Consider the following 17089-nt stretch of genomic DNA (forward strand, 5'->3'; position numbering starts at 1 on the left):
CCCGCACAGTGGCAGGATTGCCATAGCACATCGATTTTCTGCCACTTCGGCGGTACGATCGCCGCATGCTGAAACGGGTCGCCGTGATCGTGCTCGACGGGGTCGCACCCTTCGAGCTGGGCGTGCTCTGCGAGGTCTTCGGCACCGACCGGGTCGCCGACGGCTTCCCCGGCTACGAGTTCGACACCTGCTCACCCGGGGGCCGGCCGGTCCGTACCAAGTCGGGGTGGCTGCTGACGCCCACCGCCGACCTGGCGCCGGTCGACCGGGCCGACCTGGTCGCCGTGCCCGCCTACCCGGTCGACTCCACCACCCCGCCAGAGGTTCTCGACGCCCTGCGCCGGGCGGCCGACCGGGGGGCCTACGTGCTCTCCGTCTGCTCCGGCGCGTTCCTGCTCGCCGAGGCCGGCCTGCTGGACGGGCGGCGGGCCACCACGCACTGGAAGCACGCCGACGACCTCGCCCGGCGGTACCCGACGGTGTCGGTCGACCCGAACGTGCTGTACGTGGCCGAGGACAACATCGTCACCAGCGCCGGCACCGCCGCCGGCATCGACCTGTGCCTGCACCTGGTACGCCGCGAGCACGGCTCCGCGGTCGCCACGGCCCTCGCGCGGCGCATGGTGGTGCCACCGCACCGCGACGGCGGGCAGGCGCAGTACGTGGAGGCGCCGCTGCCGCGTACGGCCGACGCACCGACCCTGGAGCCCCTGCTGTCGTGGCTGGTCACCACGCTCGACCAGGAGCACACGGTGGAGTCGCTGGCCGCCCGGGCACACATGTCCGAGCGCACCTTCGCCCGGCGCTTCCGGGCCGAGACGGGCACGACGCCGCACGAGTGGCTCACCGGGCAGCGGGTGCTGCTCGCCCGGCGGCTACTGGAGGACACCGACCTCGGGGTCGACGCGGTCGCTGCCCGGTCCGGCTTCGGCACCGCGGCGATGCTGCGCCACCACTTCACCAAGCGGGTGGGCGCGACCCCCCAGTCGTACCGGACGACCTTCCGCGACCGGGCCGTCGCCTAGTAACCGACGGCGCTGCCGTCCGCCCGGGGCTCGCTTCCGGCCACGTACCCGGCGCCGTCCGCCAGCCGCCAGATCGCCTGGCCGAACCCGAAACCACCCGATTCAGCGACACTCACGTCGTGGCCGCGCCGGCGCAGCCCCTCGACCGCCTCCCGGCCCTCGTCGTCGGCCACCATGCCCGGCTCGACGCGCACCTCGGTGCCCGCGTGCCAGTACCAGCGGGGCCGGTCGAGGGCCTGCTGCGGGTCCAGACCGTCGTCGACCGTCGACAGCACCACCTGGACGTGGCCCTGGGGCTGCATGTGCCCGCCCATCACCCCGAACGGGCCGACGGCCTCGCCGCCGCGGGTCAGGAAGCCGGGGATGATCGTGTGGAACGGCCGCTTGCCGGGCGCCGCGACGTTCGGGTGGCCGGCCTCCAGTACGAACCCGGCGCCCCGGTTCTGCAGGTTGAACCCGGTGCCGGGGACCACGACGTGGGAGCCGAAGCCCATGTAGTTGGACTGGATCAGGCTGACCATCATGCCGTCGGCGTCGGCCGTGCACAGGTAGACGGTGCCGCCCCGGAGCGGGTCGCCGGGCGGCGGGACCGACGCGCGATCGGAGATCAGCGCACGCCGTTGCGCCGAATAACCGCGATCAAGCAGTGCCGGAACCGGGGTCGCCACGAAATCAGGGTCTGCCACGAAGGCGTGCGCGTCGGCGAAGCCCAGCTTCATCGCCTCGATCTGCCGGTGCAGCCGCTCCTCCAGCGAGGCGCCAGCCGGGTCGTACCCCTCGAGCACGTTCAACGCGAGCAGCGCCGCGATGCCCTGCCCGTTGGGCGGGATCTCCCAGACGTCGTACCCGCGGTAGTTCACCGAGATCGGCTCCACCCACGTCGACGTGTGCTCGGCGAGGTCGTCCGCGGTCAGCAGACCGCCGGTGGCGGCCGCGAAGTCCCCGATCGCCGTCGCGATCTCGCCGCGGTAGAACGCCTCCGACCCGGTCTCGGCGATCAACCGCAGGGTCCGGGCGGCGTCCGGGTTGCGCCACCGCTCCCCCGCCCGCGGCGCCCGCCCGCCCGGCGCGAACACCCTGCTCCACTCCTCGAACTCCGGCCCGCGCAGATCGGCGTGTAACCGCCGGACGGCGGAGTCCCAGCCGGCGGCGACCGTCGGCGAGACCGGGTACCCGTGCTCGGCGTACCCGATGGCGTCGGTGAACAGGTCCGCGTACGGCAGCGCACCGAACCGCTCGTGCAGGTCACGCCAGCCCGCCGGCGCGCCGGGCACGGTCACCGGCAGCCAGCCCCGGTCGGGTACGACCTCGGCGGCGCCCGCCTGCGCGCCGCCGAGCGCCGCCGACGCGACCGCACCGGCGCCGCGTTCGCGGATCAGCTCCGGGGTGAACGTGGCGGGTGAGCGGCCGGAGGCGTTGAGCCCGTGCAGCGTCCGGCCGTCCCATACCAGAGCGAAGAGGTCGCCGCCGATGTCGTTGGAGCCGGGCTGCACGACGGTCAGGGCGATGGCGGTGGCGATCGCCGCGTCGACGGCGTTGCCGCCGCGGCGCAGCACCGCGAGGCCCGCCGAAGCGGCGAGCGGCTGGCTGGTGGCCACGGCGCCCCGTGGCGCGTGGACCGGCTTGCGGCCGTGGTACGACTGCGGCATGGACGAAACCCTAACCCTGCGAGACGGTCAGCCGGCCGTCCCGGCGGGTGACCTGTAGGGCACCGGGTAGGGCCACCGCCCGCTGCCCGTGCCACCGGGCGACCAGCGCGTCGAGCGCGTCGATGTGGCGGGCCGACAGCGCCGAGCCGCTCACCCCCAGGCCGCGGGCCCAGGCGTGCAGGACCCGGGTACGCAGGGCGGCCGGCAGGTCTGCCAGTACGTCGACCCGCAGGCCACCCTCGCCGTCGGCGGCGTCCTCGGCCGCCGTGGCGGCGAGGGCGTCGAGCACCTCGGCGTCGGCCGCGGCGAGCGAGGCGGCGCGCGCCAGGTTGCCCACGAGCCCGGGGCCGAGCGCGTCGGTGAGCGCCGGGAGCAGGGCCCGTACCCGGGCCCGGGCGTACGACGGGTCGGTGTTGTGCGGGTCGCACCACGGTTGGAGGCCGAGCACCTCGCAGGCCGCGGCCGTGTCCGCGCGGGCCACGTCGAGCAGGGGCCGCAGCAGCGCCACGCCGTTGACGTCGCGGCGGGCCGGCATCGCGGCCAGCCCGCGCGGGCCGGCCCCCCGGGCCAGCGCCAGCAGTACGGTCTCGGCCTGGTCGTTGCGGGTGTGGCCGAGCAGGACCGCGACCGCGCCGGTACGCCGCGCGGCATCGATCAGCGCCTCGTAGCGCGCCTCGCGGGCCGCCGCCTCGGGACCGCCCACTCTCCCGCCCACCTCGACCCGCGTCGTTACCACGGGACCGAGAGGTAAAGTTCTCGCCCATTTCGCCACGGCCTCGGCGCGGTCGGCGGAGCCGGGCTGCAACTGGTGGTCGACGGTGACCAGTCCACACCGGAGCCCCTGCCGGGGCACGACGAACGCGCTGGCGGCCGCGAGCGCCAGCGAGTCGGCCCCGCCCGAGCAGGCCACCAGGACCAGCGACCCCGGCGGCACATACGCCAGTGCCCGGCGGACCGCGACCCGCACCGCTGCTACCGACGGCGCCAGCGCGGCCATGGGATCACGCGGCGTTGTCGCGGAGCACCCGGTTGATCCAGGCGTCCGGCTCGGTCAGCTCGGACAGCCTGGGCAGGGTCAGCGGCGACTGCCAGACCCGGTTGAACTCGGCCATGCCGACCCGCTCGACGACGCTGTGGACGAACTTGCGGCCCTCCGCGTACTGACGCAGCTTCACCTCGATGCCGAGCAGCTTGCGCAGCACCCGCTCGAGCGGGTTGGCCGCCTCCCGGCGGCGGTTGAAGCTGGCGCGGATCGTGTCGACCGACGGCACCACCTCGGGGCCAACGCCGTCCATGACGAACTCGGCGTGCCCCTCCAGCAGGGTCATCAGCGCGGTCAGCCGGTCCAGGACCCGGCGCTGGGCCGGCGTCTGGACCAGGTCCAGCACGGATGCCCGGCTGTCCGGGTTGCGCACTGCCTCGGCCAGCGCCCACGCCCCGTGGCGCAGCCGCTCCAGGAGCTGCTCACGGTCGATCTGCGCGGCGTCCACGAACGCCTGTACCTCGCCCAGGAAGTGCCCGCGCAGCCACGGCACCGCGGTGAACTGCGTGCGGTGGGTGACCTCGTGCAGGCAGACCCACAGCCGGAAGTCGCGCGGGTCCGCGCCCAGCTTGCGCTCGACGTCGACGATGTTGGGCGCGACGAGCAGGAGCTGACCGGGGTCGCTGGAGAAGACCTCGTACTGACCGAGCACCCGCCCGGACAGGTAGGCCAGCACCGTACCCGCCTGCACGCCGGTGACCCGGCCGCCGATCGCGGTCGCGAGGGGGCCCGGCGGCCGACCGCCGGTCAGGCGTTCGGCGAGCGGGGTGATGACGCGCCGAAGCCCCTGGATGTTGGCCTCCGCCCAGTCGCGCCGGTCGACCACCCGCACGCCCGGATCCGGCCCGACCGGGCGCAGCATGGTGTAGTCGAGGACGTGACGGGCGGCCTCGTCGGCGCGCTGCCGCAGATCGGCGACGACCTCTACCGCCTCGTCGTAGGACACCTGCGGACCGGTCCGGCCCAGCGCGGCGGCGGTAGCCGTGGCCAGGTCCCAGTCGACGAACTGCTGCGACATGTCCCCACCGTACCCGGACTTGACCACCGGAAGATTTCGTCCCTTTCAAACAGCTAGCGGCAGCCGCAGGCCGCCAGCGCGGCGGCCACCCGGTCCAGCGCCTGCTGGGGCGGTGTCGGGGGTACGCCGTCGGCCCCACCGATGGCGATGAAGGCGAACACGAGGGCACGGCCGTCCGCGTCGACGACGATGCCGGCGATCGAGTTGACCCCGCTCAGCGTGCCGGTCTTCGCCCGGACCTGACCGGCCCCACCGGGTCCGTCGGTCGGGCTGCGGTACCGGTCCCGCAGCGTCCCGGAGTACCCGCCCACCGGTAGGCCGGCGAAGACCGGCCGCAGCGCCGGGCGGGCGCCCTTGCCCGCGAGCAGCAGCGCCTCGCTCAGCAGCGCCGGCGTGACCCGGTTGAGCCGGGACAGCCCGCTGCCGTCGCTGAGAGCCAGCCCGTCCACCGGCAGCCCCAGCTCGCCGAGGACGGTGCGCATCGCGACGGCCGCCCCGGCGAACGTGGCCTGCTGGTTGCGGGCCAGCGCGACCTGACGGGCCAGACACTCGGCCAGCACGTTGTCGCTCTCGACCAGCATCAGCTCGACCAGCCGCGCCATCGGCGGGGACTCCACCGCCCCGAGCTGCGCCGCACCGGCGGGTGCGATACCGGCCACGACGGCGCCCGGCGGGACCCCGAGCGCGGCGGCGAACGCGCGACCGGCCACGACCTCGGGAGTGGCGGTACGCGGGCTGGTCCCGTGCGCGCCGGCCGGTGGCACCCGGCCGCTGTCCATCATCAAGGAGGCGATCGGCGCCGCGTTGCCGCTGGAAAAGATGTCGTCGTCCCAGCCGGGGCCGTACGCCGCCGGGCCGAACAGCGAGCCGTCGATGATCACACGGGTCGGCGCGGTACCGCCGAGGGCCTGCTTGACCTGGGCTGCCAGCCGGTCCAGCCGGGCGCCGTCGGCGTAGGTACGCCGCTCCCCCGCGCCGAGGGTCGGGTCACCGCCGCCGATGAGGACGACCTCGCCCGGGTTGGCGCCCGAGACCACGCGGGTGGTCAGCCGGTAGGTGGCGCCCCGGGCGTGCAGCACGGACACCGCGGTCAGCAGCTTGAGTGTGGACGCGGGGGCCGCGGCCGCGCCCGAGTTCCGGTTCAGCAGCCGCTCCCCGGTGGTGGCGTCGGCCACCGCGGCGAGGGTGCTCCCGCCGAGCGCCGGGTCGCTCAGCAGTGGGCCCAGCCGGGCCGCGAGCCCGGCGGCGGTCGGCGCGGGAGCCGAGGTGCCGACCGCGGCGAGGACGGCCGGCGGCGGGGTGGCCGGGGTACCGGCCCGCCAGGCACGTCGCGGTGCACCGGTCAGGCCGGCGACGGCGTCCGGGGCGGCCACGATTGCGCCGAGAGCCGCCAGAGCCGCGCACAGCAGACATACCATGACGACGAGCAGCCCTCGCAGCAGTTGTGGTCTTTGCCTCGCCACCGCACCCTCCTTCACGCCCCTCCACGACCCTAGGGACACTGTCAACTGCTGGAACGTGGTTGGTGCGGGTCGTGGCGGGAACTGATCCCGGCGGTCGCAACGGGGCAAGCTGAAGGAGCCGATGATGGAGTTCGACGTAACGGTCGAAATCCCCAAGGGGCAGCGCAACAAGTACGAGGTGGACCACGAGACCGGGCGGATCCGCCTGGATCGTACGCTCTTCACCGCGACGCAGTACCCCGCCGACTACGGGTACATCGAAGGCACGCTCGGTGATGACGGCGACCCGCTGGACGCCCTGGTGCTCCTGCAGGAGCCGACCTTCCCCGGCTGTCTGATCCGGTGCCGGGCGATCGGCATGTTCCGGATGACCGACGAAAAGGGCGGCGACGACAAGGTGCTGTGCGTGCCGGCCGCCGATCCGCGGCAGGAACACCTGCGTGACATTCACCACCTGCCGGAGTTCGACCGGCTGGAGATCCAGCACTTCTTCGAGGTCTACAAGGACCTGGAGCCCGGCAAGAGCGTCGAGGGCGCGAACTGGGTCGGTCGCTCCGACGCCGAGGCGGAGATCGAGAAGTCGCGGGAGCGCTACCGGCAGGGCATCGAGTCGGGTACCTACCACGACCCCGGGATGCAGCCCATCGCCCACCCCAGCCCGACCGACGACTGACAAGGCTGACGCGAAGCGGCCCGGACCCCGGCCGGGGTCCGGGCCGCTTCGTTGTACTCCGGGCCGCTTCGTTGTACGAGGCCTCAGGAGGCTTCAGGACGTGAAGCCGCGGACCCGCCCGTACAGGCCGAGGACCGCGCAGGCGATCGGCAGTACCGAGACCACGCAGAGCGCGTCGAGGACGTCGGCGGCCCGGCCCAGGTAGGGCGACGGGGACTGCTGGGCGTACCGCGCACCCGCCACGGCGACCAGGACCGCCACGATCGCGATGCCGAATGCGCCGACCAGCGCCGGCCAGCCGCCGCGCGCGACGACGACACCGGCGCCGAGCAGGACGTACCCGGCGACGCCGGCGACGATCAACGGCAACCGCTGCCGGATCGTCACGAACAGGCGCGCCCGCAGCAGCAGCGCCCCGGAGGCGACCCCGATCAGCAGCTCGGAGGCGAGGTCACCGGTGCGGGCCAGCAGCAACGACGACGCGACACCCGTCGCGACCATGCCCAGCAGCATGCCGGTGAGCATCTCGTCGGTACGGGCCACCGCGGCGAAGACCCGCTCCCGCTCGGGCAGCGGCTCCAGGCCCTGACCGCTGGCGGACAGCTCGACGGGCAGGGTGGTGGCCGGCATGGGCAGCTTGCCCAGCCGGATGGCGAGCAGCGGTACCGCGCCGATGCCCGCGACCAGCAGGGCGAGCAGGAGCGCCGCCGCGCCGGCCGCCGACGTCAGGTGCCCGACCAGCGCCGCGACCACGCCCAGCAGGCCGGCGGTCGCACCAGTCACGAACAGGCGCAGCGCGTACCCCACGCCGACCGCCGCGACCAGCGAGAACAGCAGCAGGACGGTGGCGCCGACGAGCAGGTGCCACTCGTCGAGCGGGGCCTGGTCGGGCCGCAGGACCAGCAGTCCGCCCACGAACGCGAACGGCAGCGCGTAGCCGCCCAGCGTCGCGCCCACCGGGCCGTCGCCGTACGCGCGCGACGCGACCACGCCGACGACCACCAGCAGTACGCCCACGCCGAGGGCCACCAGCCCCGGCACCGTCCAACTCGGCCCGGAGCGCAGCACGGCCAGCAGTCCGACGGCGAGCACCAGCCCGGCGGCCACCAGGCCGGTGACCCGGCTCGCGCGGGCGTTCCAGGCCGCCCCGTACCGGCGGGAGCCGGCGGCGATCGCCTCCACGACGTCGTCGTACTCCAGTTCCGGCCACTCGGCGCGGGCCGGGACGAGGTGCAGCACGGCGCCGTCCCGTACGCCCTGGGCGGCCAGCGGGGAGGCGGTGGACAGCGCGGTGCCGTCACCGCGGCGCAGCAGCCACCCGCCGTGGCGCTCGCCGTCGTCGGCGAGGCCCTCGCCGGCGTGGCCGAGCAGCTCCGGCAGGAGTTCAGCGAGGGGCACGCCGTCCGGAAGTGCGACATCGACGCGTCGCTGCGGCGAGCTGATCGTCACCCGGGCGAGGCCGGTCGATGGGGCGGGCACCCGGTACTCCTACCACGAACGACCGGTAAGACGAAACTCGTATCGACCGCCTACCATCCGTGGCGTGAGGGAGCGTAGGGAGCGAACCGGAGGCTCAGTGCTTCGGCGAATGCCGTCACCGAGCGCCAGCGGGGTGACGGTATGAGTACGGTCGTCGTCAAGCGTCTTCCTCGCCGCCCAGCTCCCGAGATACCGACGGGAGAGCTGGTCGTCGACGCGCCGCCCGAGATTCCACAGGCGACGAACGCGCGCTGGCAGCAGATTTTGCAGATGCTGCCGATGCTCGCGGGTACGGTGGCGACCGCCCTGCTGTTCGCGGGTCGCTCCGGCGGCACGTACTCGTACGTCGTGGGCGGCGTGTTCGGCATCTCAACGCTTGGGATGCTGGCCACCTCCTGGTCAAGTTCCGGACCGAAGAAGTCCGAGATGATGGCGGCCCGCCGCGAGTACCTGCGCCACCTCGCCCAGCTGCGCAAGCGGGTCCGCGAGACGGCCGAGCGCCAGCGCGGCGGCCAGTTCTACCGCCACCCCGACCCGGACCGGCTCTGGTCGACGGTGGACAGCCACCGGCTGTGGGAGCGGCGCGCAGGCGACGGTGACTTCGGCATCGTGCGGGTGGCGGTGGGCCCGCAGACCCTCGCCACGCCCCTGATCCCGCCGGTGACGCGGCCGCTGGAGGACCTGGAGCCGATGACCGCCGGGGCGCTGCGGCGCTTCCTGGACGCGTACTCGGTGGTGCCGGACCTTCCGGTCGCGGTGTCGGTACGCGGCTTCTCCCGGGTCTACGTCCGCGGCGTCTCCGCCGACCGGGGCGGCGGCGGCCGGGTCACGCCCGCCACGGCAGAGGCGGCCCGCGCCCTGGTCCGCGCCATGATCGCCCAGCTCGCCGTGTTCCACGCGCCGGACGACATGCTGATCGCCGTGCTCGCCGCACCGGAGCGGCGCGGCGAGTGGGAATGGGTGAAGTGGCTGCCGCACAACCTGCACCCGTCCGCCACCGACGCGGTCGGGCCGGTACGCCTGGTCGCGACCACCGCGGCCGAACTGGAGCAGCGCCTGGACGACCTGATCGCCAGCCGCCCCCGGTTCATGCCCGGCGGCTCGACCACCCCGCACCTGGTCGTCATCCTCGACGGCGGTGAGCTGACCGGCAGCGCCCACCTCGCCACCGACGGCGGGGTCGACGGGGTGACGCTGCTCGACCTCGACGAACCACCGCCGCGGCTGCTCGACCGGACGATGATCGTCCTCGACCCGTCCGGCCCGGACCGCAAGCTGCTGACCATCTCCGCCGACGGCGAGGGCGAGGTCGGTACGGCCGACGCGCTGGCCCAGGCGGACGCGGAGGGGCTGGCCCGGCGGCTGTCGCCGCTGCGGCTGGCGGCCGCCGCCCGTTCGAGCGACGCGCCGATGAGCCGCGACCTCGGCCTGACCGAACTGCTCGGCATCGCCGACCCGTACACGTTCGAGGTCGCCCACGGGTGGGCGCCCCGGCCGCACCGGGACCGCCTGCGGGTGCCGATCGGCATCGGCCGGGACGGACAGCCGGTCGAACTGGACCTCAAGGAGTCGGCCCAGGACGGTATGGGACCGCACGGCCTGCTCATCGGCGCGACCGGTTCGGGTAAGTCCGAGGTGCTGCGCACCCTGGTGCTGGCGCTGGCCGCGACCCACTCCTCGGAGACGCTCAACTTCGTCCTGGTCGACTTCAAGGGCGGCGCCACGTTCACCTCGCTGGACGAGCTGCCGCACGTCGCCGCTGTCATCACCAACCTGGCCGACGAGCTGCCGCTGGTCGACCGCATGGTCGACGCGATCAACGGTGAGCTGGTACGCCGCCAGGAGGTGCTGCGCCGGGCGGGCAACTTCGCCTCGCTGCGCGACTACGAGAAGGCCCGGGCCGGCGGGGCGGCCCTCGCACCGCTGCCCAGCCTGCTCATCATCTGCGACGAGTTCTCCGAGCTGCTCACCGCCAAGCCGGACTTCATCGACCTGTTCGTGCAGATCGGCCGGATCGGCCGCTCGATCGGCGTACACCTGCTGCTGGCCAGCCAGCGGCTGGAGGAGGGCCGGCTGCGCGGCCTGGAGACGCACCTGTCGTACCGGGTCGGCCTGCGGACCTTCTCGGCCCTGGAGTCGCGCACGGTGCTCGGCGTCCCCGACGCGTACGAGCTGCCACGCTCGCCCGGCCACGGGTACCTGAAGTTCGGCACCGAGCCGCTGGTGCGGTTCAAGGCGGCGTACGTGTCCGGCCCGTACCGCCGCGCGGGCGAGCTGACCACGGCCGACGGGCGCCGGGTGGCCGGGCGGGTGCAGAGCTTCAGTACGCACTACGCGCCGGTACCGGAGCAGCCGGAGGCGCCGGTCGAGCAGGCCGCCGAGGGCGAGAGCCTGCTCGAGATCCTCGCCGCGCGGCTGGCCGGCAAGGGCATCCCGGCCCACCAGGTCTGGCTGCCGCCGCTGACCACGCCGCCCAGCATGGACGAACTGGTCGGGCCGGTGGCGCTGGACCAGGCCCGCGGCCTGACCGTGGGCAACCCCCAGCTGCACGGCGCCCTCCAGGTACCGGTCGCGCTGGTGGACAAGCCGTTCGAGCAGCGCCGTGACCTGCTGTGGCTGCGGTTGGAGGGTGCGGCCGGCCACGTGGCGGTCGTCGGCGGCCCGCAGAGCGGCAAGTCCACCGCGCTGCGTGCGCTGATCACCGGCCTCGCGCTCACCCACACCCCGGCCGAGGCCCAGGTGTACTGCCTGGACTTCGGCGGTGGCCAGCTCGCCGCGCTGCGCGACCTGCCGCACGTCGGCGGCGTCTCCGGGCGGCTGGACACGGCCGCGGTCCGGCGCACCGTCGGTGAGGTCGCCACCCTGCTGGCCGACCGGGAGCGGCGCTTCGCCGATCTCGGGGTGGACAGCATGGCCACCTACCGCAAGCGGCGAGCCGCTAGAAGCGGCGGACCGGCCGGCAGCGGCGCCGAAGCAGATCCGTTCGGCGACGTGTTCCTGGTCATCGACGGGTGGGGGACGCTGCGCGGCGAGTACGACGACCTGGAGGCCGTGGTCACCGACATCGCCACCCGCGGTCTGTCGTACGGCATCCACGTGGTGGCCGCCGCCACCCGCTGGATGGACTTCCGGCCGGCGATCCGGGACATGTTCGGCTCCCGGCTGGAACTGCGCCTGGGCGACCCGAGCGACTCGTCGATCTCCCGCAAGGCCGCGGCCAACGTACCCGAGCGCACGCCGGGCCGCGGTATCACGGCCGAGCAGCTGCACTTCCTCACCGCCATCCCGAAGCTGACCGGCAGTGAGCCGGCCGACCTGGTCAAGCACATCGCCGCCGGTTGGACCGGGGCGCCGGCGCCGAGGGTACGGATGCTGCCGGCGGTCGTGCCGTACTCGGCGATCGAGAGCGTCCGCGACGACAGCCGCCCGCTGGCGCTGCCGATCGGCATCGCAGAGGCCGACCTGCGGCCGGTCCTGGTGGACTTCGACTCGGAGCCGCACTTCCTGCTGTTCGGCGACTCGGAGTCGGGCAAGTCCACCTTCCTGCGGTCGCTGGCGAAGACGATCACGCAGCGGTACGCCCCCGAGCAGGCCCGGATCCTCCTCGTGGACTACCGGCGCAGCCTGATGGGCGCCGCCGACACCGAGCACAACATGGGTACCTGCACGTCGGCGGCGTCGACGCTGGAGCTGACCCAGGCGGTCGCCGAGTACATGAAGAACCGGCTGCCCGGCCGGGACGTCACCCCCGAGCAGCTGCGCAACCGGTCGTGGTGGAGCGGACCGGAGTGCTTCGTGCTGGTCGACGACTACGACCTCGTCGCCAGCGGCCCCAACAACCCGATGCTGCCACTGCTGGAGTACCTGGCGCAGGCGCGCGACATCGGCCTGCACCTGATCATGACCCGCCGCAGCGGTGGTGCCGGGCGGGCCATGTACGACCCGGTGATCCAGCGGCTGCGGGAGCTCTCCTCACCCGGTCTGATCATGTCGGGCGACCGCGAGGAGGGTGCGCTGCTGGGTAACGTCCGGCCGTCGATCCAGCCGCCCGGCCGTGGCTGGCTGGTCACCCGCAAGCAAGGAGCCCGGCTCGTCCAGGTGACGCACGTCCCGTCGAGCTAAGGAACTCTTAACGCAAATCGGAACCCACGGGAGATCGAAACCCGCCAGAATGTAACGACCGTGAGCAGACACCCATCCGTCCGTCGAGCCGTCACGCGTACCGCCTCGGTCGCCCTGGCGGTCGTGCTGATGACGGCTGGCCCGGGTCTGGGTGCACCGGCGTTCGCCGACTCGGTACGCGACGAGCAGTACCAGCTTCGGGTGCTCGACGTGCGCACGGCCTGGCGGTCGGCGACCGGCTCGGGGGTGACGGTCGCGGTGCTCGACTCGGGGGTGGACGCCAGCCATCCCGACCTGGCCGGCAAGGTGCTGCCCGGTGCCGACTTCGTCGACGGCTCCACCGACGGCCGCCTCGACTTCGTCGGTCACGGCACCACCGTCGCGGCCTTGATCGCCGGGCGCAACGACAAGAGCTCCGGCGTCGCGGGCATCGCGCCCTCGGCCAGCATCCTGCCGGTACGGGTGCTGGACAAGGACAACAAGTACGACGACGCGACCGTGGTCGCGGCCGGCCTGCGCTGGGCGGTCGACCACGGCGCCAAGGTCGTCAACATGTCGCTGGGCGGCAGCGTGCGCAGCGACGCCCTCGCCGACGCGCTGGCCTACGCGGCCGCCCACGACGTCGTGATCATCGCCTGCACCGGCAACGTGGCGTCCGGCGCGGACTACTCCGAGGTCTGGTACCCGGCCCGCGAGCCTGGCGTGGTCGCGGTCGCCGGCCTGGCCACAACGGACACCGGCGCGTCGGCCGGCGGGGGCGGTACGGTGGGCGCCGGTGGCGCCGGCGGCAGCGCGGAGGCGCTCTGGACCGGGTCGTTGACCGGCACGCCGACCGTCCTCACCGCACCGGCGGTCAACCTGATCGGCGCGCGCCCCGGCGGGTACTGGCGGGTGCAGGGCACCAGCTTCGCGGCTCCGTTGGTCACCGGCGTCGCCGCACTCGTACGCTCCCGCTGGCCCACCATGGACGCCGCGAACGTGATCAACCGGCTGATCCGGACCGCCCGCGACCTCGGGTCGCCCGGCCGCGACGACCGGTACGGCTACGGCGAGGTCAACCCGGTCGGGGCGCTGACCGGCACGGTGCCGACCGTGCGCCGCAACCCGCTCGTCGCGCCGAAGCCGGCGGCCCCTGGGGTCGAGGGCTTCGGCGAGCGCTCCGCCACCACGGCACCGGCGGCCGTCGCCCAGCGGCCGAAGCCGCGACCGTACGGGCTGCTGGTCGGCATCGGCATCGTGCTGGCCCTGCTGATCGCCGCCGTGGCCGTCGGCGTGCTGGGGATACGCCGGGCGCGCCGCGCCTGACAGTCCGCCGCCCTCAGTCGGCGCAGGGGCCGGTACTCGCCGGCTGGGTGCGGGTCTGGCCCGCGGCCGCGACCGTCGAGGCCTCGTCCGCGGTGATGGCGAAGCCGGTCTGTGGGTCGTCGGCGGCGGCCGCGAAGATGACGCCGAGGACCGTGCCGTCGGTGCCGACCATCGGGCCACCGGAGTTGCCGCTGCGGACCAGGCCGCGGATCGTGTAGATCTCCCGGGTGACCTTGCCGGTGTTGTAGATGTCCGGGCCGGTGATCTCGCGCCGGTCGGCCACCCGTGCGCTCTGCGCGTCGTACGGCCCGTCGAGCGGGAAGCCGAGCACGATCGCGTCGGAGCCGCTCGGCGCCGGCCGGCCGAACTTCATCACCGGGCCGCGTAGGCCGGGCACGTACAGCACCGCGAGGTCGCGCTGGGGGTCGTACGCCACCACCTGGGCGGCCCGCCGTGCCCCGTTCACCTCGACGGCGTTGCTCCGGGTGCCGGCCACCACGTGCGCGTTGGTCATCACGTGCTCGGAGGAGTAGATGAACCCGGAGCCCTCGATGCGCCGCGAGCAACTGGGCGCGTTGCCGAGCACCTTGACGACCGAGCTCTGCGCGCTCAGAACGAGGGGCGAGTTGGCCAGCGTCGGGTCGGGGTTGGGCACCGGGCGTACCCGGGTCGGGGTGAGCCCCTCGAAGACGTCCGGGAAACCGCGCGTGTCGACGGTCTGGCGCAGCGCGTCCGACAGCGCCTTGGCCTGATCCGGCATGACCCGGTCGACCGTGCCGAGGATCGCCGAGTTGCGCACCGAGCGGGCCAGCCACGGCAGCGACGACGACCCGAGCGGCGCCGCGACCAGCCACACCACGACCAGCACCGCGACCACGGAGACGAGCGCGCCGCCCAGGTCGTCCAGGCGGCGTGCGGACGGGCTGCGGACGGCCTCCCGCAGCTTGGCTCCGATGAAGCCGGCGACGGCCTGCCCGATCGCGGCCACGCCGAACACCGCGGCCAACGAAACGAGCACCCGGATCGGATCGTCGGTGAAGTGCTGCGCGATCAGCGGCCCCACCTGTAACCCGATGAGGGCGCCGCCGAAGAAACCGATGAACGACATCAGGCCGATGAGGAAGCCCTGGCGGTAGCCGTTCAGGGCGAACACGAGCATCAGACCGACAAGCGTCAGATCAATGAGGGTGCCGGGCACGGGTTCAGCGTACGGGTGCGGATCCAGAACCCGGCAGGCCCTCGACCCGGTCGATCGACCACGGCACGGACCAGCCGCCCATTTCCAACAAAGTGGATAAGATGCCCGCGGTAAAACCCCAGACCAGCATCTCCCGTACCCGGAACGCCGGCCCGATCCAGCCGCTCGGGTGCCGGATCCGCAGCCGGTTCGCGGGGTCGGCGAGTTCGGACAGCGGCAGCCGCTCCACCCGCGCCACCTCCGCCGGGTCCATCGGGCGGACCGGGTGGGGGCTGCGCCACCAGGCGAGCACCGGCGTGACCAGGAAGTCGCTCACCGGTATCCAGAGGGTCGGCAGGTGCGCGACGACCTCCACGCTCGTGGGGTCGAGGCCCACCTCCTCGGCCGCCTCCCGCAGCGCCGTCGCCGCCATGTCGACGTCACCGGGGTCGCAGGCACCGCCGGGGAAGGCGGGCTGGCCGGCGTGATTGCGCAGCGTGTGGGCCCGCTGGAGGACCAGCACGTCCGGGCCGCTGTCCGGCCCCTCCTCGCCCAGCAGGACCAGGACGGCGCTCTCCCGGCTGGCCCGCTCGGGGGTCGGCAGCCGGGTGAAGTCGCTGGCGCCGGCCCCGTCGATCCGGCTCAGCAACGGCTCCCACCACTGGGGCAGGTGCCTCCTGGCCGCCTCAGAGGTGACCTCTCCGCACTCACTCACGCTGTCACCCCGAGATGGCGCTGTACGAGGTCGGCGAGGGCGGCCTCGTCCAGCGGCCGGGACTGGTACCGGTACACCACCCGCCCCTGCGCATCGACCAGCAGGGTCATGGGCAGCAGTCGGGCGCCCATTCGGCTCTGGAGGGTGGCCTTGTCGTCGTACAGCATCGGGAAGCGCAGCCGGAACTCGTCGATCACCGACTGCGGCTTGCCCCGGACCGGGTCGCTGGTGATCACACCTACCACTTGTACCCGACCGGCGGCCCGATCGGCATAGCGCTGGATCTGCGGCAACTCGGTCAGGCAGGGTTGGCACCAGGATGCCCACAGGTTGATCACGGCGGGGGTGCCGAGGTGCGCCAGCCGTACCGGCTGGCCGCCGACGAAGCAGGGCAGCGCCAGGTCGGGCACCGGCTCACCGGCTCCGGTGGCGGGGCTGATCGGGACGGCGGGCGGGCTCACCGGGCCGGAGACGAGACCGGCCGGGCCGGCCGAGGCCGGTACCGGCAGGCAGGACGGCCCGGACGGCGCCGGCGCCGCACCGGTCTCGCGGTCGCGGGCCGGCGTCGACGTGCAGCCCGACAGCAGGAGGGCGACCGTCACCACGAGGGCCACGAGCGCCCCGGGCAGCCGGGTCATCGCCCCTTCGCCTCCCGGTAGAGCCGGGCCTGCTCGGCCAGCTCGGCCACCCGGGGGCCCTTGAGCAGTTTGGCGGCGGTCTCGAACTCGGTGGGGCCGAGGCCGAACGACGGGCAGTCACCGGCCAGCGTGCATGCGCCGCAGGCCGGCTTGCGGGCATGGCACACCCGCCGGCCGTGGAAGATCACCCGGTGCGACAGCATCGTCCAGTCGCGCCGTTCGATGAGCGCGCCGACGGCGTGCTCGATCTTGACGGGATCGGTCTCGGTGGTCCACCGCCAGCGCTGCGTCAGGCGGGAGAAGTGGGTGTCGACGGTGATGCCGGGCACGTCGTACGCGTTGCCGAGGATGACGTTGGCCGTCTTGCGCCCGATGCCGGGCAGCGTGACCAGCTCCTCGATCGTGCGGGGAACCTCGCCGTCGAACCGCTCGACGAGCATCTGGCCAAGCTTGATCAACGAGTCGGCCTTGTTCCGGTAGAAGCCGGTCGACTTGATCAGCCCTTCCAGCTCGGTCCGGTCCGCCGCCGCGTAGTCCGCCGCCGTCGGGTACCGCGCGAACAGCTTCGGCGTCACCTCGTTGACCCGCACGTCGGTGGTCTGGGCGGAGAGGATCGTGGCCACGGCGAGTTCGAGTGGGTTGCGATGGTCCAGCTCGCAGTGCGCGTCGGGGTGCGTCACGGCGAGCTCCCGCGCCATCCGCCGGGCCCGCCGCTTGCGTCCCAGCTCAGTTTCGTCAGCGGCCACGGCTCGCAGCCTACGTCGCCGCTACGACACCGATGAC

The 17089-nt window shown here is 73.5% G+C and carries 13 protein-coding genes; 4 read left to right on the forward strand and 9 right to left on the reverse strand.

What is annotated here, in order from left to right; translation table 11 throughout:
• Positions 1 to 65: 65 nt before the first annotated feature.
• Entirely contained in the window at positions 66 to 1025 is a 960-nt protein-coding gene (locus Pme01_RS23820) for a GlxA family transcriptional regulator (protein ID WP_168115245.1), read from the forward strand.
• Here the strand turns inward: Pme01_RS23820 and Pme01_RS23825 are convergent.
• From Pme01_RS23825 to dacB, 4 genes are read right to left on the reverse strand one after another with little or no spacing between them, the layout of a single operon-like run.
• A complete protein-coding gene (locus tag Pme01_RS23825; RefSeq protein WP_168115244.1) occupies positions 1022 to 2674 on the reverse strand; it encodes a gamma-glutamyltransferase family protein in 1653 nt (550 codons plus the stop codon). The genes Pme01_RS23820 and Pme01_RS23825 overlap by 4 nt on opposite strands.
• A 10-nt stretch (positions 2675 to 2684) precedes the next feature.
• Complete coding sequence (tilS, locus tag Pme01_RS23830) at positions 2685 to 3671, reverse strand: tRNA lysidine(34) synthetase TilS (protein ID WP_168115243.1); 987 nt, start codon at positions 3669 to 3671, stop codon at positions 2685 to 2687.
• 4 nt (positions 3672 to 3675) lie between these two features.
• Positions 3676 to 4734: an Rv3626c family coenzyme F420 biosynthesis-associated protein gene (locus tag Pme01_RS23835; RefSeq protein WP_168115242.1), complete on the reverse strand. Its 1059-nt coding sequence runs from the start codon at positions 4732 to 4734 to the stop codon at positions 3676 to 3678.
• A gap of 53 nt (positions 4735 to 4787) precedes the next feature.
• Positions 4788 to 6197 (reverse strand): D-alanyl-D-alanine carboxypeptidase/D-alanyl-D-alanine endopeptidase, encoded by a 1410-nt coding sequence (gene dacB / locus Pme01_RS23840; RefSeq protein WP_239088418.1) that lies wholly within the window; start codon positions 6195 to 6197, stop codon positions 4788 to 4790.
• Positions 6198 to 6321: 124 nt separating this feature from the next.
• Here dacB and Pme01_RS23845 point away from each other — a divergent pair, with 124 nt between their 5' ends.
• Positions 6322 to 6870, forward strand: a complete 549-nt coding sequence (locus Pme01_RS23845; RefSeq protein ID WP_168115241.1) for an inorganic diphosphatase — start codon at positions 6322 to 6324, stop codon at positions 6868 to 6870.
• 93 nt (positions 6871 to 6963) lie between these two features.
• Here the strand turns inward: Pme01_RS23845 and eccD are convergent, their stop codons facing one another.
• Complete coding sequence (eccD, locus tag Pme01_RS23850) at positions 6964 to 8349, reverse strand: type VII secretion integral membrane protein EccD (protein WP_168115240.1); 1386 nt, start codon at positions 8347 to 8349, stop codon at positions 6964 to 6966.
• A gap of 141 nt (positions 8350 to 8490) precedes the next feature.
• Between eccD and eccCa the strand changes: the two genes are divergently transcribed.
• Positions 8491 to 12471 (forward strand): type VII secretion protein EccCa, encoded by a 3981-nt coding sequence (eccCa, locus tag Pme01_RS23855; RefSeq protein ID WP_168115239.1) that lies wholly within the window; start codon positions 8491 to 8493, stop codon positions 12469 to 12471.
• 60 nt (positions 12472 to 12531) lie between these two features.
• Positions 12532 to 13776, forward strand: a complete 1245-nt coding sequence (locus tag Pme01_RS23860; protein ID WP_373315521.1) for a S8 family serine peptidase — start codon at positions 12532 to 12534, stop codon at positions 13774 to 13776.
• A 13-nt stretch (positions 13777 to 13789) separates the two neighbouring features.
• On the opposite strand, the gene Pme01_RS23865 is transcribed toward Pme01_RS23860, so the two are convergent.
• The 4 genes from Pme01_RS23865 to nth are packed head-to-tail and all read right to left on the reverse strand — an operon-like array spanning position 13790 to position 17052.
• The gene (locus Pme01_RS23865; RefSeq protein WP_275408563.1) at positions 13790 to 14974 is read right to left on the reverse strand and encodes a MarP family serine protease; all 1185 of its coding nucleotides are present in this window, start codon (positions 14972 to 14974) and stop codon (positions 13790 to 13792) included.
• Positions 14975 to 14978: 4 nt separating this feature from the next.
• The gene (locus tag Pme01_RS23870) at positions 14979 to 15668 is read right to left on the reverse strand and encodes an NUDIX hydrolase (protein WP_373315522.1); all 690 of its coding nucleotides are present in this window, start codon (positions 15666 to 15668) and stop codon (positions 14979 to 14981) included.
• Positions 15665 to 16306 (reverse strand): TlpA family protein disulfide reductase, encoded by a 642-nt coding sequence (locus Pme01_RS23875; RefSeq protein WP_168115238.1) that lies wholly within the window; start codon positions 16304 to 16306, stop codon positions 15665 to 15667. Before Pme01_RS23875 ends, Pme01_RS23870 begins: the two co-directional genes overlap by 4 nt.
• On the reverse strand, positions 16303 to 17052 hold the full coding sequence (gene nth / locus Pme01_RS23880; protein ID WP_275408564.1) for an endonuclease III: 750 nt from the start codon (positions 17050 to 17052) through the stop codon (positions 16303 to 16305). The genes Pme01_RS23875 and nth overlap by 4 nt, the downstream gene beginning before the upstream one ends.
• Positions 17053 to 17089: the final 37 nt, after the last annotated feature.

This window comes from Planosporangium mesophilum, from assembly GCF_016863255.1.
Classification (GTDB): domain Bacteria; phylum Actinomycetota; class Actinomycetes; order Mycobacteriales; family Micromonosporaceae; genus Planosporangium; species Planosporangium mesophilum.

Excerpts from the sequence above, each read along its gene's own strand:
- Pme01_RS23820 (WP_168115245.1), top strand. The coding sequence starts at position 66 with ATGCTGAAACGGGTCGCCGTGATCGTGCTCGACGGGGTCGCACCCTTC.
- Pme01_RS23825 (WP_168115244.1), bottom strand. The coding sequence starts at position 2,674 with ATGCCGCAGTCGTACCACGGCCGCAAGCCGGTCCACGCGCCACGGGGC.
- tilS (WP_168115243.1), bottom strand. The coding sequence starts at position 3,671 with ATGGCCGCGCTGGCGCCGTCGGTAGCAGCGGTGCGGGTCGCGGTCCGC.
- Pme01_RS23835 (WP_168115242.1), bottom strand. The coding sequence starts at position 4,734 with ATGTCGCAGCAGTTCGTCGACTGGGACCTGGCCACGGCTACCGCCGCC.
- Pme01_RS23845 (WP_168115241.1), top strand. The coding sequence starts at position 6,322 with ATGGAGTTCGACGTAACGGTCGAAATCCCCAAGGGGCAGCGCAACAAG.
- eccCa (WP_168115239.1), top strand. The coding sequence starts at position 8,491 with ATGAGTACGGTCGTCGTCAAGCGTCTTCCTCGCCGCCCAGCTCCCGAG.
- Pme01_RS23875 (WP_168115238.1), bottom strand. The coding sequence starts at position 16,306 with ATGACCCGGCTGCCCGGGGCGCTCGTGGCCCTCGTGGTGACGGTCGCC.